A 24,116-nucleotide genomic window follows, 5' to 3' on the forward strand; every position below is an offset into this window, starting at 1 on the left:
AATGGCCTGAAGACTGCGATGTATCATTAATTTGCAAGATTCCAGGCCGCGCAAATGGCTACACTGCGCACGTGGCGCGGGCCGGATGCCCGCGCGGGACAATTGATTTCAGTGTGGAAGCAGGAGAGTGGCGTGCTTAGAAGAATGGGGATAAAAGGCCGCGTACTGTTGCTGACCTTGTTACCGACCAGCCTGATGGCCTTGTTGCTGGGGGGCTATTTCACCTGGATGCAACTTTCTGAGCTGCAAACCCAATTACTGCAACGCGGCGAAATGATCGCCGAACAGTTGGCACCGCTGGTCGCGCCGGCCCTGAGCAACAAGAACACCGACCTGCTGGAACGCATCGCCACCCAATCCCTGGAACAGCCCGACGTACGCGCCGTGTCCTTCTTAGCGCCGGATCGCGTGTCCATGGCCCACGCCGGCCCGACCATGCTCAACCAGCCGCCGACCGGCAACAGTTCCCACCTGTTGCAGCGCACCGGCAACGACGCCACCCGCTATCTGCTGCCGGTGTTTGGCCGTCATCGCAACCTGGCGGGCGACCTGATCCCCGATGAATCCGACCGCCTGCTGGGCTGGGTCGAGGTGGAACTGTCCCACAACGGCATGTTGCTGCGTGGCTATCGCAGCCTGTTCGCCAGCCTGCTGTTGATCGCTATCGGCTTGATCTGCACTGCCGCCCTGGCGCTGCGTATCAGTCGTACCATCAACTCGCCGATTGGCCAGATCAAGCAAGCCGTCGCCCAGCTCAAGGACGGCAACCTGGAAACGCGCCTGCCGCCGCTGGGCAGCCAGGAGCTGGACCAGCTCGCCTCAGGCATCAACCGCATGGCCGAGACCCTGCAGAACGCCCAGGAAGAATTGCAGCACAGCATCGACCAGGCGACCGAAGACGTGCGCCAAAACCTGGAAACCATCGAGATCCAGAACATCGAGCTGGACCTGGCACGCAAGGAAGCCCTGGAGGCCAGCCGTATCAAGTCGGAGTTCCTGGCCAATATGAGCCATGAAATCCGTACCCCGCTCAACGGCATCCTCGGTTTCACCCACCTGCTGCAAAAAAGCGAACTGACCCCACGCCAGTTGGACTACCTGGGCACCATCGAAAAATCTGCCGACAACCTGTTGGGCATCATCAACGAAATCCTCGACTTCTCGAAAATCGAGGCCGGCAAGCTGGTCCTCGACAGCGTGCCCTTCAACCTGCGCGACCTGCTGCAAGACACCCTGACCATCCTCGCCCCTGCCGCCCATGCCAAGCAGTTGGAATTGGTGAGCCTGGTGTACCGCGACACCCCGCTGGCGCTGGTCGGCGACCCGCTGCGCCTCAAGCAGATCCTGACCAACCTGATCAGCAATGCGATCAAGTTCACCCGTGAAGGCACCATCGTTGCCCGCGCGATGATCGAGGACGAACAGGAAGACAGCGTACAACTGCGCATCAGCGTGCAGGACACCGGTATTGGCTTGTCCAACCAGGATGTGCGCGCACTGTTCCAGGCGTTCAGCCAGGCGGACAACTCACTGTCGCGCCAGCCCGGCGGCACCGGCCTGGGCCTGGTGATCTCCAAGCGCCTGATCGAGCAGATGGGCGGTGAAATCGGCGTCGACAGCACACCGGGCGAAGGCTCGGAGTTCTGGATCAGCCTGAACCTGCCCAAGACCCGCGATGACGTCGAAGACCTGCCCTGTGCGCCGTTGCTCGGCCATCGCGTGGCGGTCCTGGAAAACCACGAACTGGCGCGCCAGGCCCTGCAACATCAATTGGAAGACTGCGGCCTGGAAGTCACCCCGTTCAATACCCTGGAAAGCTTGACCAACGGCATCACCAGCGCCCACCAGACCGAACAGGCGATCGACCTCGCCGTGCTCGGCGTCACCGCCAATGACATTCCGCCCGAGCGTCTCAACCAGCACCTGTGGGACCTCGAACACCTGGGCTGCAAAGTCCTGGTGCTGTGCCCGACCACCGAGCAAATGCTATTCAACCAGTCGGTGCCCAACCCTAACAGCCAGTTGCAGGCCAAGCCGGCCTGTACGCGCAAGCTGCGCCGCGCGCTGGCCGACCTGATCAGCCCGCGCCCATCGCGTAGCGAGCCGGGCGAGCCGTTGTCCAGCCGCGCACCTCGTGTGTTATGCGTGGACGACAATCCGGCCAACCTGTTGCTGGTGCAAACCCTGCTGGAAGACATGGGTGCCAAGGTCCAGGCGGTAGAAAGCGGTTACGCGGCCATCGAAGCGGTCAAGCAGGAAACCTTCGACCTGGTATTGATGGACGTCCAAATGCCGGGCATGGATGGTCGCCAGAGCACCGAGGCGATTCGCCAATGGGAAAGCGAGCGCAATGGCACGCCCCTGCCGGTGGTGGCCCTCACGGCCCACGCCATGGCCAATGAAAAACGCGCCCTGCTGCAAAGCGGCATGGACGACTACCTGACCAAGCCGATCAGCGAGCGGCAACTGGCCCAGGTGGTGTTGAAGTGGACCGGCCTGGCCCTGCGCAACCAGGGGCCGGAGCGCTCGTCCGACAATCTGGGGCCCGGCGTGCAACTGCTGGTGCTCGATCACGAGGAAGGCTTGCGCCTGGCCGCCGGCAAGACTGACTTGGCGGCGGACATGCTCGCGATGCTGCTGGCATCCCTGGAAGCCGACCGCCTGGCCATCACCGTTGCCCGTGAAGCCAACGACAACCATGCCTTGATCGAGCGCGTCCACCGCCTGCATGGCGCCACGCGCTACTGCGGCGTGCCGCAACTGCGTGCTGCCTGCCAACGTGCCGAAACCCTGCTCAAGCAGGACGATGCCAAGGCCGTGGCCGCGCTGGACGAACTGGACATGGCCATTGCACGACTGGCCAGTGAAGCGCGGGTCAGTGTCTGATCCACCTTAATGCAGGGAGCTATTCAATGCGCATCATCCTTTTCAGCAGCCAGGCCTACGACCGCGACAGTTTTCTCGGTGAGCCCTTGCCCGCGGGCCTGGAACTGCAATTCCAGCCGGCCCGCCTCAACCTCGACACCGTCGCCCTGGCCGAACACCACGAAGTGGTCTGCGCCTTCATCAACGACGATCTCAGCGCCCCGGTGCTGGAACACTTGGCCCGCGGCGGCACGCGCCTGATCGCCCTGCGTTCGGCCGGCTATAACCATGTCGACCTGGCCGCCGCCAAGCGCCTGGGGCTGACCATCGTGCGCGTCCCCGCCTACTCGCCTCACGCCGTGGCCGAACACGCCGTGGCATTGATCCTTGCCCTCAACCGCCGCCTGCACCGCGCTTACAACCGCACCCGCGACGGCGATTTCAGCCTGCACGGCCTGACGGGCTTCGATCTGGTGGGCAAGACGGTGGGCGTAGTCGGCACCGGGCAGATCGGCGCGACGTTCGCCAAAATCATGGCCGGTTTCGGCTGCACACTGCTGGCCTACGACCCCTTCCCTAACCCCCACGTCCTGGCTCTTGGCGCTCGCTATGTGAGCCTGCCCGAGCTGCTGGCCCAGGCGCAGATCATCAGCCTGCATTGCCCGCTGACAGCCGACAGCAAACACCTGATCAACGCCCGTTCCCTGGCGCAGATGCAACCCGGTGCGATGCTGATCAATACCGGACGAGGCGGCCTGGTGGACACCCCGGCGCTGATCGAAGCGCTCAAGGAGGGCCAACTCGGCTATCTGGGGCTGGACGTGTACGAGGAAGAAGCCCAACTGTTTTTCGAGGACCGCTCGGACCTGCCCTTGCAGGACGACGTCCTCGCCCGCCTGCTGACCTTCCCCAATGTAATCATCACCGCGCACCAGGCCTTCCTCACCCGTGAAGCGCTGGCGGCGATCGCCGGCACCACCCTGGCCAATATCGCGGCATGGGCCGACGGCCGGGCACAAAACCTGGTCGAGGGATGATCAGCGGTCACATACCCGGCTCATGATCGAGCGGCACCCGTGATAGGATGCCGCGCCTATTTGGAGGATCCATGGCCGAACACGATTTCCGCTTCAGCTTGCTGAGCCCGCAACACACCCTGATCGAATGCCGCGCCTTGGTGCCGGGCCGTTACCAGGTCACCGGCAACGGGGGCTCGATCAAGCATGGCGACGTACTGATCGTCACCCTGCGCGGCAGTAAAACCCTGTCGATGCGCCTCACCGTCGAAGGTGATGCGCGCTACTCCATCCGCCCGGCGGGCCAATGGGTTGCCATGGCCCAGGGGCCGAAATTCGGCGAGCTGGAGATTCACACCTGGAAGGTCAACTGCGACAGCTGCGACGCTGTGCTGGAGTTTGAATTCGCGGTGGAAACCAAGCTGACCAAGGAGCCGCTGCAGCCGGCCGCCAACGCGCGCATTGCCGAGTTAGGCTGGACCCACGAAGGCGACAAACACCGCTGCCCGAAATGCCAGCAGGCTGCGCAATGAAAGGCCCGCTTCTGCTCGCCGTCCTCGGTACGGCATTGACAGGCTGCGCCGGCGACACGGCCAAGCTCAAGCAGGATCACAGCTACGTGGTGGAATGGATTGGCGAGCGGCCGCTGATGGATTACGCCCACCTCACCGTCACCCTGGGATCTGACGGCCGTGCCTATGGCAACGGCGGCTGCAACCATTGGTTCGCGCCGTACACCGTCAAGGGCGACAAGCTCAGCTTCGGCAAGCTCGGCAGCACCCGCAAACTCTGCGCCGAGGCATTGATGGAGCAGGAACACCGCTTCTTCCAGGCCCTGCAAGGCGTCGAGCGCTGGGATACCTCGCCGATCGAACAGACCCGCTTCTGGCCGGCCGAAGGCAAGCCCATTCGCCTGTGGCTCGAAGAGGGTTGAACCCCCAATCTATGGATTGATGGGATCCAAATGTGGGAGGGGGCAAGCCCGAACGCTAGTCAGTTAAGGCTTTTTGTAGGAGCGAGCTTGCTCGCGAAAAACTCACAAACGCCGCGTTCATTCAGGAAACACGCGTTATCGTTGACGTTTTTCGCGAGCAAGCTCGCTCCTACAGAAGGCGATGTAGGCTTAACTGACTGGCGTTCGGGCTTGCCCCCTTCCACATTTTGAAGTGTTGCTTTAACCGCGCAGGGCCTTAAGTTTGGCGAGCACCCCTTCCGCCGTCTGCTCGCCCATCAACTGCTCACGCACCTTGCCCTTGTCATCGATGATGTACGTCACCGGCAACGCCTCGCTGCGCGGAATATCGAAGATCCCATCCGGGTTCTGCGCCAGCACCGTGAACTTGATGCCCAGCTTGTCACTGGCTTCCTTCAGTTCCGCACCCTGCACATTGTCGAAATTGACCCCGAACACGCCAACGTTCTGCCCTTTCAATTGTTCTGACAAGGCGTTGAGCTCCGGAATTTCAGTACGGCAAGGGCCACACCATTCCGCCCAGTAATTGACCACCAACCATTGCTTGTCCAGGCGCTCGGCCGCAACCTTCTGGCCGTACTGGTCAACGCCATAGTCATTGCCGCAGCCGCTGAGCAGCAGGGTTGTGATGATCGCCAATGCACCGATCAGTCGCCTTGTCATGGGGTAATCCTTCGCAAAAATGAACGTTCACTGCGACCTATCGCCTCTTACGGTTTAAGGACGGGCCGCAGCGCAGGTAGAATACCCGCCACCTTACGCAAGATGCGACCCGCACATGACCGATCTGACGCTTTATCACAACCCGCGCTGCTCGAAATCCCGCGGTGCGCTCGAACTGCTCGAAGCGCGCGGCCTTGCCCCCACCGTCGTGCGCTACCTCGAAACCCCGCTGGACGCCACACAATTGAAGGCCCTGCTGGCCAAGCTGGGCGTCAGCGCACGTCAATTGCTGCGCACCGGCGAAGATGAATACAAGGCCCTGAACCTGGCGGATGCCAGCCTGACTGAAGCCCAGTTGATCGCCGCCATTGCCGCGCATCCAAAGTTGATGGAGCGCCCGATCCTGGAAACCGCCGACAAGGCCATCATCGGCCGCCCGCCAGAGAACGTGCTGGAGATCCTGCCGTGACGGCGCCGTATGTGCTGGTGTTGTATTACAGCCGCAATGGCTCGGTCAGCGAAATGGCCCGGCATATTGCCCGAGGCATCGAGTTGGGCGGACTGGAAGCGCGCTTGCGCACCGTGCCAGCCATCTCCACCGAATGCGAAGCCGTGGCGCCGAGCATTCCCGATGAAGGCGCACTCTATGCGAGCCTGGATGACCTCAAGCACTGCTCGGGCCTGGCGCTGGGCAGCCCGACACGCTTCGGCAACATGGCCGCACCGTTGAAATACTTTATCGACAGCACCAGCAACCTGTGGCTCACCGGCGCCCTGGTCGGCAAGCCGGCGGGTGTATTCACCTCCACCGCCAGCCTGCACGGTGGCCAGGAGACCACGCTGATGTCGATGCTGCTACCGCTGCTGCACCACGGCATGCTGATCACCGGCCTGCCTTACAGCGAACAGGCACTGCTCGACACCCAGGGCGGCGGTACGCCTTATGGCGCCAGCCACCACGCCGGGCCCGACGGCAAGCGCCTGCTCGACCCCCATGAAATTGCGCTGTGCAAGGCCCTTGGCCTGCGCCTGGCAAAAACCGCGGCACTGTTGGAGAACGGCCGTGGCCAGGAAGCCTAAGGTCCTGCCCCCACAGGCGTGGCTCGAACCGCGGGTCAAGGTCGCGCGCGCCCTGAGCCTGTTGGCGTTTTTCGGGTTGGTGGGGTTGCTGTGCATTTACTACCTGTTCGTGGCCGACCTGCATGGCGCACGCCCATGGGTGATCCTGCTGATCGAACTGGTGCCGCTGCTGGTACTGGCGCCGGGAATGCTCATCGGCAGCGCTCGCGGGCATTCGTGGATGTGCTTCGTGGTGAATTTGTATTTCATCAAGGGCGCGCTGGCGGCGTATGACCCGAACCGCCAGTGGTTCGGCGTTCTGGAAATGCTGGCGAGCCTGGCGCTGTTTTGTACGGCGCTGCTGTATGTGCGTTGGCGGCACCAACTGAATCGCCGGCTGGCCGAGTAACGCGGGGCAAGCGGGCTTGTGGTGGCGAGCGGGCTTGCCCTAATGCCGTTCAGTTAAGGCTTTTTTGTAGGAGCGAGCTTGCTCGCGAAAAACTCACAGGCGCCGCGTTGATTCAGGAAACACGCGTTATCGTTGACGTTTTTCGCGAGCAAGCTCGCTCCTACAGAAGGCGATGTACGCTTAACTGAACGGCATTAGGGCTTGCCCCGCGTTGGGCTGCGAAGCAGCCCTGACCCAGGCGCCGCATTCTTTCAGGCAGAACCAATTAGCCGGTCTTAGGGCCGCTTCGCAGCCCAACGCGGGGCAGCCCGCTCGCCACCACAAGCCCGCTCGCCACAACAAGCGGACTCGCCACATTAAAAAACCGGCTCAATGGTTGACGGTGTACGCCAACATCATCGACAACTGGCACATTGGCCGCCCACTCTCGGCATGCCACTGGTTGAACGCGCCCTGCACCGTCGCCAAGTCGCGCAGGCTGGTCGGCGCCTTGTCGACAATCTTCTGCGCATTCAATGCGGCGACCACGTCATCACTCGGCACAAACGTGTCCTTGCCCACCATGCGCAGGAAGCGCGGTGCCGACAGCCCACCCAACTGATGGCCGTGCTTGCTCAGGTACTTCCACAAGCCGACGATATCGGTCACCGGCCAATCGGCGATAAACGCACCGAAGCTGCCTTTCTCCTGCTCGATATCCAGGATCATCTGCGCATTGCGCGGCACACTCTTGAGCTTGCCCAGGTGGCGGATGATACGGGTGTCCTGCATCAGGCGCTCGAGGTGCTCAGCGCCCATCAGCACGACTTTTTCCGGGTCAAAACCGAAGAATACCTGCTCGAACGCCGGCCATTTGGCGTCCACCACTCTGTGCTTGAGCCCGGCACGGAATACACGAAGCGCCAGGGTCGACAGGTAGCGATCATCACTGATCCTGCGCAATTGCGCCGGGGTCTTGGGCACTGGCAGGTGCGCCTCCAACTCGGCCGCCGAACCGAAGCGGTTCAGACAGTATTCGTGCAGCCACTTGTAATCGCGCATGCCCTCTCCTGGAAATTGAAATGAAAACGGCGCCCGTGAGCGCCGTCGTTCAGAGCCTTGAAAAGCGTCAGAGGTTCACTACGTTGACGAAGCGCGAAGCGGCGGTCTCGTCGATACGCAGGCTGGTGAAGTCAAACAGGTTGCGATCGGCCAACTGTGACGGGATCACGTTCTGCAGGCTGCGGAAGATACTCTCGGTGCGGCCCGGCGTCTTGCGCTCCCACTCCTGAAGCATCTCCTTGACCACCTGGCGCTGGAGGTTTTCCTGGGAGCCGCACAAGTTGCACGGGATGATCGGGAATTGCTTGAAATCCGAATAGGCCTGGATGTCCTTCTCGTTGCAATAGGCCAGCGGGCGGATCACCACGTTGCGCCCATCATCGGCGCGCAGCTTGGGCGGCATGGCCTTGAGGGAGCCGTTGAAGAACATATTGAGGAAGAAGGTTTCGACGATGTCATCGCGGTGATGACCCAGGGCCATCTTGGTCGCGCCGATTTCGTCGGCAAAGGTATAAAGCGTGCCACGGCGCAGGCGCGAGCACAGCGAGCAGGTGGTCTTGCCTTCGGGGATGAGTTCCTTGACTACCGAGTAAGTGTCTTTCTCGACGATGTGGTAATCGATGCCCAGCTCTTTCAAGTACGCCGGCAGTACGTGCTCGGGGAAGCCCGGTTGCTTCTGGTCCATATTGACGGCGACGATCTCGAACTTGATCGGCGCGACCTTTTGCAGGTGCAGCAGCACGTCGAGCATGGTGTAGCTGTCTTTGCCGCCGGAGAGGCAGACCATGACCTTGTCGCCGTCCTCGATCATGTTGAAATCGGCGACCGCTTCACCGGCCAGGCGACGCAGGCGTTTTTGCAGTTTGTTCTGGTTGACCGTAAGAGTGCCCATGGCGCTTGGATCCGCTGGAGGTATGTGACGAAAAGCCGGGTATTTTACCGATAAGGTTGGCCAAGTTCCAATGTAGGAGGGAGCAAGCCCTCTCCCACACTTGGCTGCATGGCCGACTACAGACCGCGCCGCGATTAACCCCACTGTTTACAGCGCAATTTGCTCTAAAGCCCTACGGTTTTTCCGGTCATCACTTCCTATACTGCGACTTGAGGTCGCACACATATCCAGACCTTTCAGGCCATCTGGCCCGTGGGCGCTCCAATGGGGGGCGATGGTAATAACGACAGGAGTGACTGGCATGATCCATCACGTCGTGGGGCTTTTTACCCATCCCGACCAGGAATGGCGGGAAATTCGTGGCGATAAAGAAGAAAGCATCGGCCACATGTACCTCACTCATACCTTGATTCTCGCGGCGATCCCCGCCGTGTCTGCCTTTATCGGTACTACCCAGGTGGGCTGGGTCATCGGCAACCGCTCCCCGGTCATGCTGACCCAGGAAAGCGCGCTGTGGATGACCATCATGTCGTACCTGGCCATGCTCGGCGGCGTAGCGGTCATGGGCGCCTTCATTCACTGGATGGCGCGCACCTACGACGCCAGCCCCAGCATGGCGCGTTGTGTCGCCTTTGCCACCTACACGGCGACACCGCTGTTTATCGGCGGGCTCGCGGCGCTCTATCCGCATATGTGGCTCGGCATGGTGGTCGGAACGGCAGCCATTTGCTACACGGTGTACCTGCTGTACGTAGGGCTGCCGACTTTTATGAACATCGACCCCGATGAAGGCTTCCTGTTTTCCAGCTCGGTACTGGCCGTGGGCCTGGTGGTGCTGGTCGCGATCATGGCGTTTACCGTGATTGTCTGGGGCCTGGGCGTGGGCCCGATCTACACCAACTGAGTATTCACACCGCAGGCAAGGCCACCGCAAGGTGGCTTTGTGCGTCATGCATGACCATTCGGCGCCTGACAGATTCGGAAACACCCAGCTTTGCGGCATACTGGGCACCTCTGGAGATATGTACAGCATGCCCGAGCAACTCAATACCCGCGTCGAAGATTGTTTCCTGCTAGCCGAATCCTTTTTCAAACGAAGCTTCAAACGCCCCCAGGTCAGCCTCAAGCTGCGGGGCCAGAAAGCCGGTGTCGCGCATTTGCATGAGAACCTGCTGCGCTTCAACCCACAGTTGTACCGAGAAAACAGCCAACACTTCCTGAAGCAAACCGTGGCGCATGAAGTCGCGCACCTGATCGCCCACCAATTGTTTGGTGAACGCATCCAGCCCCATGGCGAGGAATGGCAGTTGATCATGCGCGGCGTCTATGAACTACCGCCGGACCGCTGCCACACCTATGCAATCAAGCGCCGCCAGGTGACCCGTTACATCTATCGTTGCCCGTGTGCCGACAGCGACTTCCCATTTTCGCCGCAGCGCCATGGGCTGGTGCGGCAGGGGCGGCGTTACCTGTGCCGGCGCTGCCGACAGACCTTGGTGTTTACCGGGGAAACCCGCGTCGAGTGAAGGTTGCGGTGCCTGCCAGGGCCTCATCGCGGGCAAAACCGACGCCCACAGTTGATCGACATGACAGCGCGGTCAAATGTGGGAGGGGGCTTGCCCACCGATAGCGCCGGTGAAGTCACCCCACAACCTTGCTCCGCCGCAAATCGGCTATGCGCTGGGCACTGAAACCCAGCTCCGCCAACACTTCATCACTGTGCGCGCCCACGGCGGCGCCAATGTGCCGGGGCGCGGGCAACCCTTCCGAAAACCTCAACGGGCAGGCAATCTGGGCCTGGCTCGAGCCATCCCCCCTGGGCACCTGGCTGACCAGCGCCCGCGCCTTTAACTGCGGATGGGCCACGGCTTCGCTGAGCGTCAGCACCGGTTCAACGCAGGCATCCACCCCGGCAAACAGCTCGCACAACTCCTCGAAACTGCGCTTCTCGAACTCCACCTGCAAGGCCTGCTTAAGCGCCGGCTGCTGCTCTGGCTTCAAACCCTGCGCAGCCAACTCCGGGCGCCCCAACGCTTCACACAACCGCTGCATAAAAGCCGGCTCCAGGCTGCCCACTGACATCCAGCGCCCATCCCGCGACCGGTAGTAATCGTAGAAACTACCGCCATTAAGCACATGGCTTTCCCATTCCGGCTCCACCCCGCAGGCCAGGTAGCCAGCGCCTGCCATGGCATTCAGGCTGAACGAACAATCGGTCATGCTCACGTCCAGATACTGGCCCACGCCGCTTTGCTGTCGAGCGATCACAGCAGCGAGCAGGCCCACCACCGCATGCAACGACCCGCCGCCGACATCCGCCAACTGTATGCCCAACGGCAATGGCCCGCTGTCCCGACGCCCGGTGTAACTGGCCACGCCGGCCAGTGCCAGGTAATTGATATCGTGCCCGGCGCGGTCCTTATAGGGGCCGGTCTGGCCGTAGCCGGTAATCGACACATAAATCAGCCGCGGATTGATCGCCTTCAATGCGTCATAACCCAAGCCCAGGCGTTCCATCACCCCGGGACGAAATTGCTCAAGCACAATGTCGTAGCCCTTGACCAGCTCGCGCACAATCTCCAGCGCCTCTGCCTGCTTGAGGTCCAAGGCAAGGCTGCGCTTATTGCGGTTGAGGTAGGCATGGCTTGCCGACGTCCCCTGGTCATGGGGCGGCAATACCCGTAACAGGTCCATGCGCGTGGGCGACTCGATGCGCAGTACGTCGGCGCCCATGTCGGCGAGCATCAACGAGGCAAACGGGCCGGGTAGCAAGGTGGAAAAATCCAGGACTTTGAGGGACGCCAAGGGACCTGACATGGAGACTCCTGCTGGGTTTCGAATGCCCACAGACTAGGCAGCCTTGCGCCGACCGGCAATCGTCAGAACGATCAGCGACAGTGACCGTTTTGATCATGGCGGGCTTTTTCGCGTCGGCGGCTTTATCATTGGCCCACGTTTGCTTGCAGAGTGTTCCATGAAGTTCGCGATTGCACTGTTTTCCGCCGCCCACGCGCCCTCCTCGCGCCGCGCCTTGTTGTTCGCCAAGGCCGCATTGGCCGGTGGGCATGAGATTGTGCGCCTGTTTTTTTACCAGGATGGCGTGTACAGCGCTTCCAATGCCATCGTCACGCCCCAGGACGAGCAGGATATTGCCCGCCAATGGCGTGAGCTGGTCAGCGCGCACCAGCTCGACGGCGTCGTCTGCATCGCCGCGGCGTTGCGCCGTGGCGTGCTCAATCACGAAGAAGCCACGCGCTATCAACGCAGCGCGGTCAACCTGGAAGCGCCATGGGCATTGTCCGGCCTGGGCCAATTGCATGACGCCGCCCAGGCGGCCGACCGCCTGATCTGTTTTGGAGGACCGTGACATGGCCAAATCCTTGCTGGTGATCAGCCGCCAGGCGCCTTGGTCCGGGCCGAGTGCGCGGGAGGCCCTGGACATCGTGCTGGCCGGCGGCGCGTTCGACCTGCCCATCGGCCTGCTATTGCTCGATGACGGCGTGTTCCAACTGGCCCCGCACCAGGACGCCAAGGCCGTGCAGCAAAAAGACCTCAGCGCCAACCTGCAGGCGCTGGGACTGTTTGGCATCGACGACGTGTTCGCCTGCAGCCACAGCCTCGCCGCCCGCGGGCTTGTGCACTCGACCCTTGCCCAGCCGCTGGACAGCGCAGCCATCACCCAGCTGATTGACCGTTACGACCAGGTGATCACCCTCTGATGTCGACTTTACATGTGATATCCCACTCCCCGTTTACCGATAGCCGCCTCGAGAGCTGCCTGCGTATCTGCGGCAGCGAGGACGCCATCCTGCTCTGCGGCGATGGCGCCTACGGGCTGCACGCCCCTGCCCTGCTGACCAGGGGGGTGAAGGTCTTTGTGCTGGCCGAGGACATGCTGGCGCGTAATCTACCGCTGCCAGACTGGGCCGATAGCGTGGACTACCCGGGTTTCGTGCAGTTGTCGATTGACTACGACAAGGTCAACAGCTGGTTATGAACACCCTGACCGTAGGCGCTCGTACCCTTGAACTGGACAAGGACGGTTACCTCGTCGACCTGAATGCATGGTCCGTCGACGTGGCCAACGCCCTGGCCGCCGCCGAGCCTCTGGAGTTGACCGCGGACCACTGGGAAATCCTCGAGTTACTGCGCCAGTTCTATGCCGAATTCCAGCTGTCCCCCGCCACGCGCCCCCTGATCAAGTACACCGCCTTGAAGCTGGGCCCGGAAAAGGGCAACAGCCTGCACCTCAACAAACTGTTCAACGGCACTCCCGCCAAACTCGCCGCCAAGCTGGCGGGCCTGCCAAGGCCGACGAATTGCTTATGACCGACTTTGCCCCGCTGACCCTCGAAACCCCTGCCGAGCACCCCTTCGCGCAATTCGTACGCATCCTGGGCAAAGGCAAACGCGGCGCGCGCAACCTGACCCGCGAAGAAGCGCGCGAAGCCATGGGCATGCTGCTCGATGAAAAGGTCGAGGACACCCAGCTCGGCGCCTTCCTGATGCTGTTGCGGCATAAGGAAGAAAGCCCTGAAGAGCTCGCTGGCTTCACCGAAGCCGTGCGCGAACGCCTGCACGCACCGGCACTGAACGTAGATGTCGACTGGCCAACCTATGCCGGCAAGAAACGCCACCTGCCCTGGTTCCTGCTGGCGGCCAAATGCCTGGCGCAACATGGCGTGCGCATCCTGATGCACGGCGGCGGCGCACACACCGCCGGCCGGTTGTACACCGAGCAATTGCTGGAAGGCTTGCAGATCCCGCTGTGCCGCAACTGGCAGCAGGTGGAGGCGGCCTATGAACACGGCAACCTGGCGTTTATCCCGCTCGGCGATTGGGCACCGCAACTGCAACGCATGATCGACTTGCGCAATACCCTGGGCCTGCGTTCACCGATCCACTCCCTGGCGCGCCTGCTCAACCCACTGAATGCCCGGTGCGGCCTGCAAAGCATTTTCCACCCGGGCTACCAGGGTGTTCATCGCGATGCCAGCGGCCTGCTTGGCGACAATGTGATTGTGGTCAAGGGCGACGGTGGCGAGATCGAGATCAACCCCGACACGCTCAGCCACCTGTACGGCACCACGGGCGGGGCCAGTTGGGACGAAGAATGGCCCGCCCTCTCCGCCCAGCGCCATGTCAAGCCGGCCACGCTTGAGCCGGAGCACTTGAAGGCACTGTGGCGCGGCGACGTCGAGGACAGCTACCCGCAACTGGCCCTGATCGCCACCATGGCGTTGGCGCTGCGCGGCCTCGGCCACCCACGGGAACAGGCGTTCGAATTGGCCCAGCAATACTGGGACGCGCGGGACAAATCGATTTAATCGATCATTAACTTCCGGTCTTTGCGCTTTTAGTTCGAACTCATCCCTCTAGACTGGGCTCCAACGTTTATTAGCCAAGGAGCCCATCATGGGTTTGCTGATCAAAGGACACTGGCATGACCAGTGGTACGAAAGTAGCGCCGATGGCGCCTTCCAACGGGAACAGGCGCAACGCCGCAGCTGGGTGACCGCCGATGGCCAGCCCGGGCCAAGTGGTGAGGGTGGCTTCAAGGCCGAGGCCGGTCGCTATCACCTGTATGTTTCCCTGGCCTGCCCCTGGGCGCACCGTACCCTGATCCTGCGCAAGCTCAAGGGCCTGGAAAGCCTGATCGACGTCTCCGTGGTCAGCTGGCTGATGCTGGAAAACGGCTGGACCTTCGACAAGGCCCTCGGCTCCAGTGGCGATACGCTGGATGGCTTCGACTTCATGCACCAACGCTATACCGCCGACACCGCCGACTACACCGGGCGCGTTACCGTGCCGGTGCTGTGGGATAAGCAGTTGAATCGCATCGTCAGCAACGAATCGGCAGAGATCATTCGCATGTTTAACAGTGCGTTCAATGCACTGACCGGCAATACCCTGGACTTCTACCCCGAGACGCTGCGCCCAAGCATCGACACGCTGAACGAGCGCATCTACCCCGCCGTCAACAACGGTGTGTATCGCGCAGGCTTCGCCACTTCGCAGCCAGCGTACGAAAGCGCGTTTGATGATGTGTTTGCCGAACTGGACTACCTGGAACAGCACCTGGGCGACCATCGCTACCTGGCAGGCGAATACCTGACCGAAGCGGATGTGCGGCTGTTTACCACGCTGATTCGTTTTGATGCGGTGTACTACAGCCACTTCAAATGCAACCTACGGCGGATTGCCGATTATTCGAACCTTTCGAATTGGTTGAGGGAGCTGTATCAGTGGCCGGGCGTGGCCGAGACGGTGGATTTCGAGCACATCAAGGGGCATTACTACGCCAGCCACCGGACGATCAATCCGACCGGGATTGTGCCGAAGGGGCCGTTGCAGGCGTTCGATGCCAAGCATGATCGTGGACGGCTGAGCGGTAAGGGTGTCTGGAGCTGATCCAGAGGACTGGTTGGATCAAATGGCCTTATCGGGGGCAAGCCCCCTCCCACATTGGAATGCATTCCAAAATGTGGGAGGGGGCTTGCCCCCGATGCATTTAGGCTCAGACCTGGGCCTGGGCGCCTTCAAACCACTTCAGCTTCTCACGCAACACCACTACCTCACCGACAATCACCAGCGTCGGCGCATGCACTTCATGCTCCGCTACCATGCGCGGCAAGTCAGCCAAGGTGCCTGTAAACACGCGCTGGTTGGCGGTAGTGCCCTGCTGGATCAGCGCTGCCGGGGTATCCGCCGCGCGACCATGCTTGATCAACTGCTCGCAGATGATCGGCAAGCCAATCAGGCCCATGTAGAACACCAGCGTCTGCGAAGGCCCCACCAGGTCCTGCCAAGGCAGGTCCGAGGTACCGTCCTTCAAGTGCCCGGTGATAAAGCGTACCGATTGCGCATAGTCGCGGTGTGTCAGCGGAATCCCGGCATACGCCGCGCAACCACTGGCGGCGGTAATTCCCGGCACCACCTGGAACGGGATGCCATGGGCCGCCAGTTCCTCGATTTCTTCGCCACCCCGCCCAAAGATGAACGGATCCCCCCCCTTGAGGCGCAACACGCGCTTGCCTTGCTTGGCCAGGTCCACCAATTGCTGGTTGATCTGGTCTTGGGGCACGGCGTGATCGGCGCGACGCTTGCCGACATATACCCGCTCGGCATCGCGACGACACAGCTCGAGAATCGCCGGCGCCACCAGGCGGTCATACAGCACCACATCGGCTTGTTGCATCAGGCGTAAGGCGCGGAAGGTCAGCAGGTCCGGATCGCCCGGGCCAGCGCCGACCAGATAGACTTCACCCGGCGCATAAGGCGGCGCACCGTTGACCTTGTCGATCAGCAGGCGCTCGGCCTCATCGCCCTGCCCGGCCAGTTGCCGGTCGGCAATCGGGCCTTGGAACACCTCCTCCCAGAACGCGCGGCGTTGCTGCACGTCCGGGTACAAGGCTTTGACCTGGGCGCGGAAACGCGCCGCCAACCCGGCCAATTGGCCGTAGGTAGACGGAATCCAGGTTTCCAGCTTGGCGCGGATCAAGCGCGCCAGCACCGGCGCGTCGCCGCCGCTGGACACCGCGATCACCAAGGGCGAACGGTCGACAATCGCCGGGAAGATCACGCTGCACAAGGCCGGCGCATCCACCACGTTGACCGGCACACAACGGCGCCTGGCATCACTGGACACCTGCGCATTCAGTGGTTCGTCATCCGTCGCGGCGATGATCAGGGTGCACCCCTCAAGGTCGGCCTCCTGATAACCGCGCAACATCAGCTCCCCGCCACTGCCCAGCACCAGTTCACGCAACTGGGGTTCAATCTGGGGAGCAACCACCCGCAGCAACGCACCGGCGTCGGCCAGCAGCCGGGATTTGCGCAAGGCAATCTCCCCGCCACCGACGACCAACACACGACTGCCGCGCAGGTTATGAAACAGCGGCAGAAATTCCATTTAGCCGATGACCTCAATGCCCGCCATGTAGGGCTTCAGCACGTCAGGTACACGGATCGAGCCGTCGGCCTGCTGGTAGTTTTCCAGCACCGCCACCAGGGTGCGGCCAACGGCCAGGCCCGAACCGTTGAGGGTGTGCACCAGTTCCGGCTTGCCAGTTTCCGGGTTGCGGAAACGCGCCTGCATGCGACGCGCCTGGAAATCACCGCAGTTGGAGCACGACGAAATCTCGCGGTATTTGTCCTGGCTGGGCACCCATACTTCGAGGTCGTAGGTCTTCACGGCGCTGAAGCCCATGTCGCCGGTGCACAACGCCAGTACGCGGTACGGCAGCTCCAGCAATTGCAGGACGCGTTCGGCGTTGGCGGTCAGCCCCTCGAGGGCTTCCATGGAGGTCGACGGCTCGACCACTTGCACCATCTCGACCTTGTCGAACTGGTGCTGGCGAATCATGCCGCGGGTATCGCGACCCGATGCACCGGCCTCACTGCGAAAGCACGGCGTGTGTGCGACAAACTTGATCGGCAGTTGCTTGGCGTCGAGGATCTCGCCGGCCACGATATTGGTCAGCGACACTTCGGCGGTCGGGATCAGGTACAAGTCGGCTTCGCCATCGCGACCGATCTTGAACAGGTCTTCTTCGAACTTCGGCAGTTGCCCAGTCCCCTGCAGGGCCGGCGCCTGAACCAGGTAAGGCGTGTACGCCTCTTCGTAACCGTGCTCGCCGGTGTGCAAGTTGATCATGAACTGCGCCAGGGCACGGTGCAGGCGCGCGATCGGTCCACGCAGCAGGGCGAAGCGCGCGCCGGACAGCTTGGCGGCGGTTTCGAAATCCAGGCCACCGCTCAGTTCGCCCAGGGCGACATGGTCCTTGATCTCGAAATCAAAGGTTTTCGGCGTGCCCCAGCGGCGCACTTCGACGTTGCCGTCTTCATCGGCGCCCACCGGCACGGACTCGTGCGGCAGGTTGGGAATACCCAGCAGGATTGAATCCAGCTCGCCCTGAATCTTCTCCAGCTCGATTTTACCGTCGGACAGCTCGGTGCCCATGCGCTCGACATCGGCCATCAACGGCGCGATGTCTTCGCCGCGCTGCTTGGCCTGACCGATGGATTTGGAACGCGCATTACGCTCAGCCTGCAGTGCTTCAGTGCGGGTCTGGACGGTCTTGCGCTGTTCTTCCAGCGCTTCGATGCGCGCAACATCCAAGGCAAAGCCACGGGATGCCAGGCGGTCCGCTACGTCCTGAAGGTTGCTACGTAACAGTTTGGAATCGAGCATGTCGTTCTCTCGTTTATCAAAGTTTGGTCAAGGACAGGCCGGCCCAGGTGGCGAGCAGCCCGCCGAACACGCTGATGCCCAGGTACCCGAAGGCGACCAGGGCCTGCCCGCTTTCCAGCAGGCGCAGCGTATCCAGTGAAAAGGATGAAAAGGTCGTCAGACCGCCTACAAAGCCGACAATCAAGCCGGCCCGAATTTCAATCGGCACTTCCGGGCGCAACAGGAACCAGCCGTACAACAGCCCAATGATCAGGCAACCCACCAGGTTGACGGCCAGGGTCGCCGCATAAAAATGCTTCGGCCAATTGGCGTTTACCCAAGTACCGGTGGCGAAACGCAATAATGTACCAGCGATGCCGGCAACGGACACGGCAAGAATCGTCTTGAGCACTACTTTCTCCGCTGTTTTGGGCTGAGGCGATCGAGTTGGGCGAGGTGATTGAGCTTTTCACCGATCTTCAGCTCCAGGCCGCGAGGCACTGGCTGGTAGAACGGCTGCGGCTCCAGATCGTCGGGGAAGTAATCTTCGCCGGCGGCATAGGCGTCCGGCTCATCGTGGGCATAGCGATATTCATCGCCATAGCCCAGTTGCTTCATCAGTTTGGTCGGGGCATTGCGCAGGTGCAGCGGTACTTCGAGGGAACCATGCTCGGCGGCGGCCCGCAGGGCCGACTTGAACCCCATGTACACCGCGTTGCTTTTTGGCGCGCAGGCCAGGTAGGTGATGGCTTGGGCCACCGCCAACTCGCCTTCAGGGCTACCGAGGCGCTCCTGCACCTCCCAGGCCGCCAGGCATAGGCTCAAGGCGCGCGGGTCGGCGTTGCCGATGTCTTCGCTGGCCATGCGCACCACGCGGCGCGCCAGGTACAACGGGTCACACCCGCCATCGATCATCCGCGCGAACCAGTACAGCGCGCCGTCCGGGTTGGAACCACGTACCGACTTGTGCAGTGCAGAGATCTGGTCATAGAAGGCTTCGCCGCCCTTGTCGAAGCGGCGGCGGGTATCGCCGAGCAGGCTTTGCAGCAGGTCAACGCCAATTTCGCTGCCGTCTTCGGCCAGGTCGGAGGCGTTCTCCAACAGGTTGAGAAAACGTCGGCCGTCGCCGTCGGCAGCGCTCAGCAGGATCTTGAAGCCTTCGTCACTGAGGCTCAGCTGGCGCTTGCCCAAGCCCTTGTCTTCGCTCAAGGCGCGATGCAGCAGCTTGCGCATCGCCGCTTCGTCGAGGCTCTTGAGCACATAGACCCGCGCCCGAGAGAGCAAGGCGTTGTTCAATTCGAAGGACGGGTTCTCGGTGGTGGCCCCGATAAAGATCAGCGTGCCATCTTCGACATAAGGCAAAAATGCATCCTGCTGCGACTTGTTGAAGCGATGCACTTCGTCAACGAACAGGATGGTGCGCTTACCGTATTGCCCGGCCTGCTGCTTGGCGACCTCGACGGCCTGGCGGATCTCCTTGACCCCGGCCAGGACCGCCGAGACCGTTTCAAAGTGCGCGTCGGAGACCTTCGCCAGCAGCCTGGCCAGGGTGGTTTTACCCACGCCCGGCGGCCCCCAGAAAATCATCGAGTGCAGCGCACCCTGCTCCAGGGCTTCGCGCAGAGGCTTACCGCGAGCGAGCAGGTGTTCTTGACCGACATACTCATCCAGGTTGGTGGAGCGCAAGCGCGCGGCCAGGGGCTGGGCAATCGGGTCACTTCGAAACAGATCCATGGGCAGCGCTTGAGACCTCTAGGCAGGTTATTCCTGGATCACGTCGGCACCCTTGGGGATGTCGAACTTGAACTTGGATGCCGGTACCGGCTGGTTGGCCTTGACCCCGGAGAACAGGATATCGGTACGCTGGCCGACACTGTCGATCAGGCGCATGTTGTTGATCATGCCGTTGCCGAACGACAGGTTCAGGCTGTCAAACAGCGTGTCCTTGGATTTCGGCTTGAGGGTGAATTCGATCACATTGCTGGTTTGCTTGGAGGTGATGTCGAAGCTTTTGTTGATTTCCGACACGTCGCCCGACAGCAACAAAGCTGGGGTCTGGCTCAGGCGCGGATCCAGCGTTTTGATGGTCGCCTGTTCCAGGTCAGGATCCCACAGCGTGACCTTCTTGCCGTCGGAAACGATGGTCTGTTCAGCCTTACCTTCGGTGTGCCAGTAAAACAGGCCTGGACGCTGCACGGCCATCTCACCCGCGGTTTCCTGCAACCGGGTACCACCGGCATCCAGGGTCAGCTGGGAGAAACGCGCAGTCAGGGTCTGGGATTTGTCCAACAGGTTTTTCAAGCTGTCGACGGAAGCCTGGTCAGCGTGGGCCGAGACAGCAGTCAGGGCCAGTGCCGGCAACAACAGCATGCGGATAAGACGCATGGGAGTCCTCATTGAGTCGTTTAAGGCGCGCCGCGTAATGCCACGCGGCGCGTGATCAGTCGCGCATCTGCCCAGGAGCGATGACTTCGCGCGAGCCGTTGGTGTTCATTGCGGTGACGACGCCAGCGTTTTCCATGGCTTCGATCATACGGGCGGCGCGGTTGTAGCCGATCTTCAGCTTGCGCTGCACCGCGGAGATCGAGGCGCGACGACTTTCCAGCACGAACGCCACGGCCTCGTCGTACAGCGCATCGGTTTCGGCATCATCGTCACCGCCGCCGCTGCCACCGTCGAAGCCGCTGCCGGCCTCTTCGACACCGGCGAGGATGTCATCGTTGTACTCCGGCGCGCCGCGCAGTTTCCAGGCTTCCACCACGCGATGCACTTCGTCGTCGGAAACGAAGGCGCCGTGGACCCGGATCGGCAGGCTGGTGCCCGGCGGCATGTAGAGCATGTCACCGTGCCCCAGCAATTGCTCGGCGCCGCCCTGGTCGATGATGGTGCGCGAGTCGATCTTGCTGGAAACCTGGAACGCCATCCGGGTCGGAATGTTGGCCTTGATCAGGCCGGTGATCACATCCACCGAAGGACGCTGGGTGGCGAGGATCAAGTGGATACCGGCCGCACGCGCTTTCTGGGCGATACGTGCGATCAGTTCTTCGACCTTCTTGCCGACGATCATCATCATGTCGGCAAATTCATCGACTACCACCACGATGGTCGGCAGCTTGCTCAGCAAGGGCGCTTCGTCGTGGATGCTTTCGCGCTTGTACAGCGGGTCGGTCAACGGCGTGCCGGCATCCTGGGCTTCCTTGACCTTGGCGTTGAAGCCCGACAGGTTACGCACGCCCATCTTCGCCATCAGCTTGTAGCGGCGCTCCATCTCGGCCACGCTCCAACGCAGGGCGTTGGCGGCGTCCTTCATGTCGGTGACTACCGGGCAAAGCAGGTGTGGAATGCCTTCGTAGATCGACAATTCCAACATTTTCGGGTCGATCATGATCAGCTTGGCGTCTTCCGGGCCGGACTTGAACAGGATCGACAGGATCATCGCGTTCACACCCACCGACTTACCGGAACCGGTGGTACCGGCCACCAGCAGGTGAGGCATCTTGGCCAGGTCGGTGATCACCGGCTTGCCGCCGATATCATGGCCCAGGGCCAAGGTCACCGGCGATTTGAAGTTGTCGTACTCCGGCGTCGACAGCACCTCGGAGAAGCGCACGATCTGGCGGTCTTCGTTGGGAATCTCGATACCCACGGTGGTCTTGCCGGGGATCACTTCCACCACGCGCACGCTGGTCACGGCCAGGGAGCGCGCCAGGTCCTTGGCCAGGTTGGAAATGCGGCTGACCTTGACGCCAGCGGCGGGCTGGATTTCGTAACGGGTAATCACCGGGCCGGGGTGGATCGAATCCACCGATACCTCGACGCCAAATTCCTTGAGCTTGATTTCCAGCAGGTGGCCGACGGCCGCCAGGGACTCAGGGGAATAATTGAGTTGTTTCTTTTCGGCCGGGTCGAGAATCGAGATCGGTGGCAAGGTGCCTTCGACCGCGCTGTCGACAAACAAGGGGGCCTGCTTCTCTTTCTGGACGCGATGGCTCGGCTCCGGGGCCTTGGTCGGCGCAGGGGCGATCACCGGTGGCACCTGTTTCTCACGGTCCGACATGTGCTTGCTCAGGGCCTGCTCGCGCTCGATCAAGCGTTCCTTGACCTTGGCTTGCTCGCGGCGATCCGGCGTACTCGGCGCGACCACTTCGTTGACGCGGGTGTCCACCTCACGCAGTTGCGCGACCATGCGCTTGCGATCGACCCGGGCCGCCCACCAGCGGTTGGCAGCGCCTTGGAACAGTTCCAGCAGGTCAAGGGTGATCTTGCCGGTCACGTCCATCACCTTGAACCATGACAGGTCGGTGAACACCGTGAGGCCGAACAGGAACAATGCGATAAACATCAGGGTGCTGCCCTGGATGTTCAGGGTCTTGCGCGCCAGGTCGCCGAGGCTTTCGCCCAATGCGCCACCCGCGCCCGCCGGCAGGCCGGTGGGCGCGTGGAAATGGATATGAGCCAGCGCCGCGCCGGACAGCACCAGGAACACCAGGCCGATCAGCCGCCAGGAAAACAGCCAGCCACTCCACTGCCACGGCTCATGACGCTGGCGGAAGATCTGCCAGGTCTTGATCGCCAGCAACAGCGGGAAGATATAAGCGAAGTAGCCCAATACCATGAACAGGATATCGGCGCTGTAGGAACCGGCAGGCCCACCGAAATTCTGCACGTCTTCGATCTTGCTGTTGTGGCTCCAACCCGGATCGTCCTTGCCATAGGTGAGCAAGGCCATCATCAGGAACAGGCACAACGCACCGATAGCGATCAGCGCACCTTCCTTGAGTCGATAGTGCAGGTGCTGGCGCCAGGCCGGCACGACTGTCTTGGGTGTCGCGGTGGATTTCTTCAAAACGGGTCTTTTCCTGCGCCTTCAGCGCGTCCATCTGTTGAATGACTGCACACTACCGCTCAATCCGAGCAGTTGAAAAATGAACGAACATTGTTGAATTTACTTTTAACATTCCGTGACTGATTCACGAAACGGCGATAACGCCACAATGGCCGCATTGTACGGGTTTGTGCCCCCGATGCCACGCCACTTGCCTTTCTTCAGGCAGCATAGCCAATTGTGTGTCACACCATGTTCAATTTGAGCATGCATTGTCTTTGCTGACAAAGGCTTATGAGCTGTTTTTGCCAATCCAGGCAAGCTTGGCAAATGGCCTGCATCGGCCAGACCCGATTACGACCACACCTCGCGCACAGAGTTGCAGAACCTTCCGCTCACGTTAATCCACGCCAATGGCCGATTCGGACTGGCCCCATGGCGCTGGGTCGACAATAATCACCCCCTTGGGGCAGGCAACATGCCTGCCACTCCCCTCCCCTTCCGTAAGCCTGGATGCCATGCTGACCTGGTTGCAACGCAATACCCTGACGTTCCCGCCGCTGGCCAAAGCCATGCGCGAACCCAACGGCCTGCTCGCCGCCGGTGGCGACCTGTCGGCCGAACGATTGATCCAGGCCTACCGCCATGGCTGCTTTCCATGGTTCTCGGAAGGCCAGCCGATCCTGTGGTGGTCGCCGGACCCGCGCACCGTGATTTTTCCGGACGAGCTGCACGTATCCCGCAGCCTGGGCAAATTATTGCGCCAACAGCGTTATACCGTGACGTTCGACCAGGACTTCGCAGCGGTCATCCAGGCCTGCGCCGCGCCCCGCGCCTATGCCGATGGCACCTGGATCACCGAAGGCATCCAGAGCGCCTACCAGGCGCTGCACAAACGCGGTTATGCGCACTCCGTGGAGGTATGGGACAACGGAGAGCTGGTGGGCGGGCTGTATGGCCTGGCGATGGGCCAGCTTTTTTTTGGCGAGTCCATGTTCAGCCGCGCTGACAACGCCTCGAAATTTGGCTTCGTCACGCTGACCCGTCAATTGCAGGCCTGGGGGTTTGTGCTGATCGACTGCCAGATGCCCAATGATCACCTGCACAGCCTGGGCGCCCGCGCCATTCCCCGCAGCGAGTTCGCCGGCTTCCTGCACGACCACTTGGATCAACCCAGCTCTGGGCCGTGGGTTTCCTAGGC

26 protein-coding genes are annotated in these 24,116 nt (G+C 61.6%); 16 read left to right on the plus strand and 10 right to left on the minus strand.

The features are described 5' to 3' along the window. Positions 1-132: 132 nt before the first annotated feature. From AB7933_RS20990 to AB7933_RS21005, 4 genes are all read left to right on the plus strand, one after another. Positions 133-2,886, plus strand: coding sequence for a response regulator (locus AB7933_RS20990; RefSeq protein ID WP_024076137.1), 2,754 nt, complete (start codon positions 133-135; stop codon positions 2,884-2,886). Positions 2,887-2,912: 26 nt separating this feature from the next. Then, positions 2,913-3,902 carry a 2-hydroxyacid dehydrogenase gene (locus AB7933_RS20995; protein WP_024076138.1) on the plus strand — a complete coding sequence of 330 codons (990 nt, stop codon included), beginning with the start codon at positions 2,913-2,915 and terminating at the stop codon, positions 3,900-3,902. Between the two features lie 71 nt (positions 3,903-3,973). Further along, positions 3,974-4,414, plus strand: a complete 441-nt coding sequence (locus tag AB7933_RS21000) for a hypothetical protein (RefSeq protein WP_024076139.1) — start codon at positions 3,974-3,976, stop codon at positions 4,412-4,414. Beyond that, entirely contained in the window at positions 4,411-4,815 is a 405-nt protein-coding gene (locus AB7933_RS21005) for an META domain-containing protein (protein ID WP_024076140.1), read from the plus strand. The genes AB7933_RS21000 and AB7933_RS21005 overlap by 4 nt, the downstream gene beginning before the upstream one ends. 240 nt (positions 4,816-5,055) lie before the next feature. Here AB7933_RS21005 and AB7933_RS21010 read toward each other — a convergent pair whose 3' ends face one another. Next, complete coding sequence (locus AB7933_RS21010; RefSeq protein WP_024076141.1) at positions 5,056-5,517, minus strand: TlpA disulfide reductase family protein; 462 nt, start codon at positions 5,515-5,517, stop codon at positions 5,056-5,058. A 115-nt stretch (positions 5,518-5,632) separates the two neighbouring features. Here AB7933_RS21010 and arsC point away from each other — a divergent pair, with 115 nt between their 5' ends. The 3 genes from arsC to AB7933_RS21025 are packed head-to-tail and all read left to right on the plus strand — an operon-like array spanning position 5,633 to position 6,985. Beyond that, positions 5,633-5,986, plus strand: coding sequence for an arsenate reductase (glutaredoxin) (gene arsC, locus AB7933_RS21015; RefSeq protein WP_024076142.1), 354 nt, complete (start codon positions 5,633-5,635; stop codon positions 5,984-5,986). Further along, positions 5,983-6,597, plus strand: a complete 615-nt coding sequence (gene wrbA / locus AB7933_RS21020) for an NAD(P)H:quinone oxidoreductase (RefSeq protein ID WP_024076143.1) — start codon at positions 5,983-5,985, stop codon at positions 6,595-6,597. Before arsC ends, wrbA begins: the two co-directional genes overlap by 4 nt. Beyond that, positions 6,581-6,985 (plus strand): DUF2069 domain-containing protein, encoded by a 405-nt coding sequence (locus AB7933_RS21025; RefSeq protein ID WP_024076144.1) that lies wholly within the window; start codon positions 6,581-6,583, stop codon positions 6,983-6,985. Before wrbA ends, AB7933_RS21025 begins: the two co-directional genes overlap by 17 nt. 369 nt (positions 6,986-7,354) lie before the next feature. Here AB7933_RS21025 and AB7933_RS21030 read toward each other — a convergent pair whose 3' ends face one another. Continuing rightward, a complete protein-coding gene (locus AB7933_RS21030; protein ID WP_024076145.1) occupies positions 7,355-8,026 on the minus strand; it encodes a DNA-3-methyladenine glycosylase I in 672 nt (223 codons plus the stop codon). Between the two features lie 67 nt (positions 8,027-8,093). Continuing rightward, positions 8,094-8,918, minus strand: a complete 825-nt coding sequence (gene ttcA, locus AB7933_RS21035) for a tRNA 2-thiocytidine(32) synthetase TtcA (RefSeq protein WP_024076146.1) — start codon at positions 8,916-8,918, stop codon at positions 8,094-8,096. 301 nt (positions 8,919-9,219) lie between these two features. On the opposite strand from ttcA, the gene AB7933_RS21040 reads away from it, so the two are divergent. Both AB7933_RS21040 and AB7933_RS21045 read left to right on the plus strand, forming a co-directional pair. Then, complete coding sequence (locus tag AB7933_RS21040; RefSeq protein ID WP_024076147.1) at positions 9,220-9,822, plus strand: Yip1 family protein; 603 nt, start codon at positions 9,220-9,222, stop codon at positions 9,820-9,822. Positions 9,823-9,949: 127 nt separating this feature from the next. Continuing rightward, positions 9,950-10,444 (plus strand): SprT family zinc-dependent metalloprotease, encoded by a 495-nt coding sequence (locus AB7933_RS21045; RefSeq protein WP_041161247.1) that lies wholly within the window; start codon positions 9,950-9,952, stop codon positions 10,442-10,444. Between the two features lie 115 nt (positions 10,445-10,559). On the opposite strand, the gene AB7933_RS21050 is transcribed toward AB7933_RS21045, so the two are convergent. Continuing rightward, on the minus strand, positions 10,560-11,735 hold the full coding sequence (locus AB7933_RS21050) for a CaiB/BaiF CoA transferase family protein (protein WP_024076149.1): 1,176 nt from the start codon (positions 11,733-11,735) through the stop codon (positions 10,560-10,562). A gap of 157 nt (positions 11,736-11,892) precedes the next feature. Between AB7933_RS21050 and tusD the strand changes: the two genes are divergently transcribed. The 6 genes from tusD (at position 11,893) to AB7933_RS21080 (ending at position 15,329) form a co-directional block, all read left to right on the plus strand. Continuing rightward, a complete protein-coding gene (gene tusD / locus AB7933_RS21055) occupies positions 11,893-12,285 on the plus strand; it encodes a sulfurtransferase complex subunit TusD (RefSeq protein ID WP_041160966.1) in 393 nt (130 codons plus the stop codon). A gap of 1 nt (position 12,286) precedes the next feature. Next, positions 12,287-12,637 (plus strand): sulfurtransferase complex subunit TusC, encoded by a 351-nt coding sequence (gene tusC / locus AB7933_RS21060; RefSeq protein ID WP_024076151.1) that lies wholly within the window; start codon positions 12,287-12,289, stop codon positions 12,635-12,637. Next, the gene (gene tusB, locus AB7933_RS21065) at positions 12,637-12,915 is read left to right on the plus strand and encodes a sulfurtransferase complex subunit TusB (protein WP_024076152.1); all 279 of its coding nucleotides are present in this window, start codon (positions 12,637-12,639) and stop codon (positions 12,913-12,915) included. The genes tusC and tusB overlap by 1 nt, the downstream gene beginning before the upstream one ends. Further along, the gene (locus tag AB7933_RS21070) at positions 12,912-13,247 is read left to right on the plus strand and encodes a TusE/DsrC/DsvC family sulfur relay protein (RefSeq protein WP_024076153.1); all 336 of its coding nucleotides are present in this window, start codon (positions 12,912-12,914) and stop codon (positions 13,245-13,247) included. Before tusB ends, AB7933_RS21070 begins: the two co-directional genes overlap by 4 nt. Further along, a complete protein-coding gene (locus AB7933_RS21075; RefSeq protein WP_024076154.1) occupies positions 13,244-14,245 on the plus strand; it encodes a glycosyl transferase family protein in 1,002 nt (333 codons plus the stop codon). Before AB7933_RS21070 ends, AB7933_RS21075 begins: the two co-directional genes overlap by 4 nt. An 88-nt stretch (positions 14,246-14,333) precedes the next feature. Continuing rightward, positions 14,334-15,329: a glutathione S-transferase family protein gene (locus AB7933_RS21080; protein WP_024076155.1), complete on the plus strand. Its 996-nt coding sequence runs from the start codon at positions 14,334-14,336 to the stop codon at positions 15,327-15,329. 106 nt (positions 15,330-15,435) lie between these two features. Here the strand turns inward: AB7933_RS21080 and cysG are convergent, their stop codons facing one another. From cysG to ftsK, 6 genes are read right to left on the minus strand one after another with little or no spacing between them, the layout of a single operon-like run. Further along, complete coding sequence (cysG, locus tag AB7933_RS21085) at positions 15,436-16,830, minus strand: siroheme synthase CysG (protein WP_024076156.1); 1,395 nt, start codon at positions 16,828-16,830, stop codon at positions 15,436-15,438. After that, the gene (gene serS, locus AB7933_RS21090; RefSeq protein WP_024076157.1) at positions 16,831-18,111 is read right to left on the minus strand and encodes a serine--tRNA ligase; all 1,281 of its coding nucleotides are present in this window, start codon (positions 18,109-18,111) and stop codon (positions 16,831-16,833) included. A gap of 16 nt (positions 18,112-18,127) precedes the next feature. After that, complete coding sequence (gene crcB / locus AB7933_RS21095; RefSeq protein ID WP_024076158.1) at positions 18,128-18,502, minus strand: fluoride efflux transporter CrcB; 375 nt, start codon at positions 18,500-18,502, stop codon at positions 18,128-18,130. Further along, positions 18,502-19,824: a replication-associated recombination protein A gene (locus AB7933_RS21100; protein ID WP_024076159.1), complete on the minus strand. Its 1,323-nt coding sequence runs from the start codon at positions 19,822-19,824 to the stop codon at positions 18,502-18,504. The genes crcB and AB7933_RS21100 overlap by 1 nt, the downstream gene beginning before the upstream one ends. 27 nt (positions 19,825-19,851) lie before the next feature. Then, positions 19,852-20,475 (minus strand): outer membrane lipoprotein chaperone LolA, encoded by a 624-nt coding sequence (gene lolA / locus AB7933_RS21105; protein ID WP_024076160.1) that lies wholly within the window; start codon positions 20,473-20,475, stop codon positions 19,852-19,854. A gap of 55 nt (positions 20,476-20,530) precedes the next feature. After that, a complete protein-coding gene (gene ftsK / locus AB7933_RS21110) occupies positions 20,531-22,936 on the minus strand; it encodes a DNA translocase FtsK (protein ID WP_024076161.1) in 2,406 nt (801 codons plus the stop codon). Positions 22,937-23,433: 497 nt separating this feature from the next. On the opposite strand from ftsK, the gene aat reads away from it, so the two are divergent. Then, positions 23,434-24,114, plus strand: a complete 681-nt coding sequence (gene aat / locus AB7933_RS21115; RefSeq protein ID WP_024076162.1) for a leucyl/phenylalanyl-tRNA--protein transferase — start codon at positions 23,434-23,436, stop codon at positions 24,112-24,114. Positions 24,115-24,116: the final 2 nt, after the last annotated feature.

The sequence above is a fragment of the Pseudomonas gorinensis genome, from assembly GCF_042015035.1.
Classification (GTDB): Bacteria; Pseudomonadota; Gammaproteobacteria; order Pseudomonadales; family Pseudomonadaceae; genus Aquipseudomonas; species Aquipseudomonas gorinensis.

Excerpts from the sequence above, each read along its gene's own strand:
- tusD (WP_041160966.1), top strand. The coding sequence starts at position 11,893 with ATGAAGTTCGCGATTGCACTGTTTTCCGCCGCCCACGCGCCCTCCTCG.
- AB7933_RS21005 (WP_024076140.1), top strand. The coding sequence starts at position 4,411 with ATGAAAGGCCCGCTTCTGCTCGCCGTCCTCGGTACGGCATTGACAGGC.
- arsC (WP_024076142.1), top strand. The coding sequence starts at position 5,633 with ATGACCGATCTGACGCTTTATCACAACCCGCGCTGCTCGAAATCCCGC.
- AB7933_RS21000 (WP_024076139.1), top strand. The coding sequence starts at position 3,974 with ATGGCCGAACACGATTTCCGCTTCAGCTTGCTGAGCCCGCAACACACC.
- AB7933_RS21010 (WP_024076141.1), bottom strand. The coding sequence starts at position 5,517 with ATGACAAGGCGACTGATCGGTGCATTGGCGATCATCACAACCCTGCTG.
- AB7933_RS21075 (WP_024076154.1), top strand. The coding sequence starts at position 13,244 with ATGACCGACTTTGCCCCGCTGACCCTCGAAACCCCTGCCGAGCACCCC.
- AB7933_RS21070 (WP_024076153.1), top strand. The coding sequence starts at position 12,912 with ATGAACACCCTGACCGTAGGCGCTCGTACCCTTGAACTGGACAAGGAC.
- AB7933_RS21030 (WP_024076145.1), bottom strand. The coding sequence starts at position 8,026 with ATGCGCGATTACAAGTGGCTGCACGAATACTGTCTGAACCGCTTCGGT.
- serS (WP_024076157.1), bottom strand. The coding sequence starts at position 18,111 with ATGCTCGATTCCAAACTGTTACGTAGCAACCTTCAGGACGTAGCGGAC.
- AB7933_RS21040 (WP_024076147.1), top strand. The coding sequence starts at position 9,220 with ATGATCCATCACGTCGTGGGGCTTTTTACCCATCCCGACCAGGAATGG.
- AB7933_RS21080 (WP_024076155.1), top strand. The coding sequence starts at position 14,334 with ATGGGTTTGCTGATCAAAGGACACTGGCATGACCAGTGGTACGAAAGT.
- AB7933_RS21050 (WP_024076149.1), bottom strand. The coding sequence starts at position 11,735 with ATGTCAGGTCCCTTGGCGTCCCTCAAAGTCCTGGATTTTTCCACCTTG.
- aat (WP_024076162.1), top strand. The coding sequence starts at position 23,434 with ATGCTGACCTGGTTGCAACGCAATACCCTGACGTTCCCGCCGCTGGCC.
- tusB (WP_024076152.1), top strand. The coding sequence starts at position 12,637 with ATGTCGACTTTACATGTGATATCCCACTCCCCGTTTACCGATAGCCGC.
- lolA (WP_024076160.1), bottom strand. The coding sequence starts at position 20,475 with ATGCGTCTTATCCGCATGCTGTTGTTGCCGGCACTGGCCCTGACTGCT.
- ttcA (WP_024076146.1), bottom strand. The coding sequence starts at position 8,918 with ATGGGCACTCTTACGGTCAACCAGAACAAACTGCAAAAACGCCTGCGT.
- AB7933_RS21100 (WP_024076159.1), bottom strand. The coding sequence starts at position 19,824 with ATGGATCTGTTTCGAAGTGACCCGATTGCCCAGCCCCTGGCCGCGCGC.
- tusC (WP_024076151.1), top strand. The coding sequence starts at position 12,287 with ATGGCCAAATCCTTGCTGGTGATCAGCCGCCAGGCGCCTTGGTCCGGG.
- cysG (WP_024076156.1), bottom strand. The coding sequence starts at position 16,830 with ATGGAATTTCTGCCGCTGTTTCATAACCTGCGCGGCAGTCGTGTGTTG.
- AB7933_RS21045 (WP_041161247.1), top strand. The coding sequence starts at position 9,950 with ATGCCCGAGCAACTCAATACCCGCGTCGAAGATTGTTTCCTGCTAGCC.
- AB7933_RS20995 (WP_024076138.1), top strand. The coding sequence starts at position 2,913 with ATGCGCATCATCCTTTTCAGCAGCCAGGCCTACGACCGCGACAGTTTT.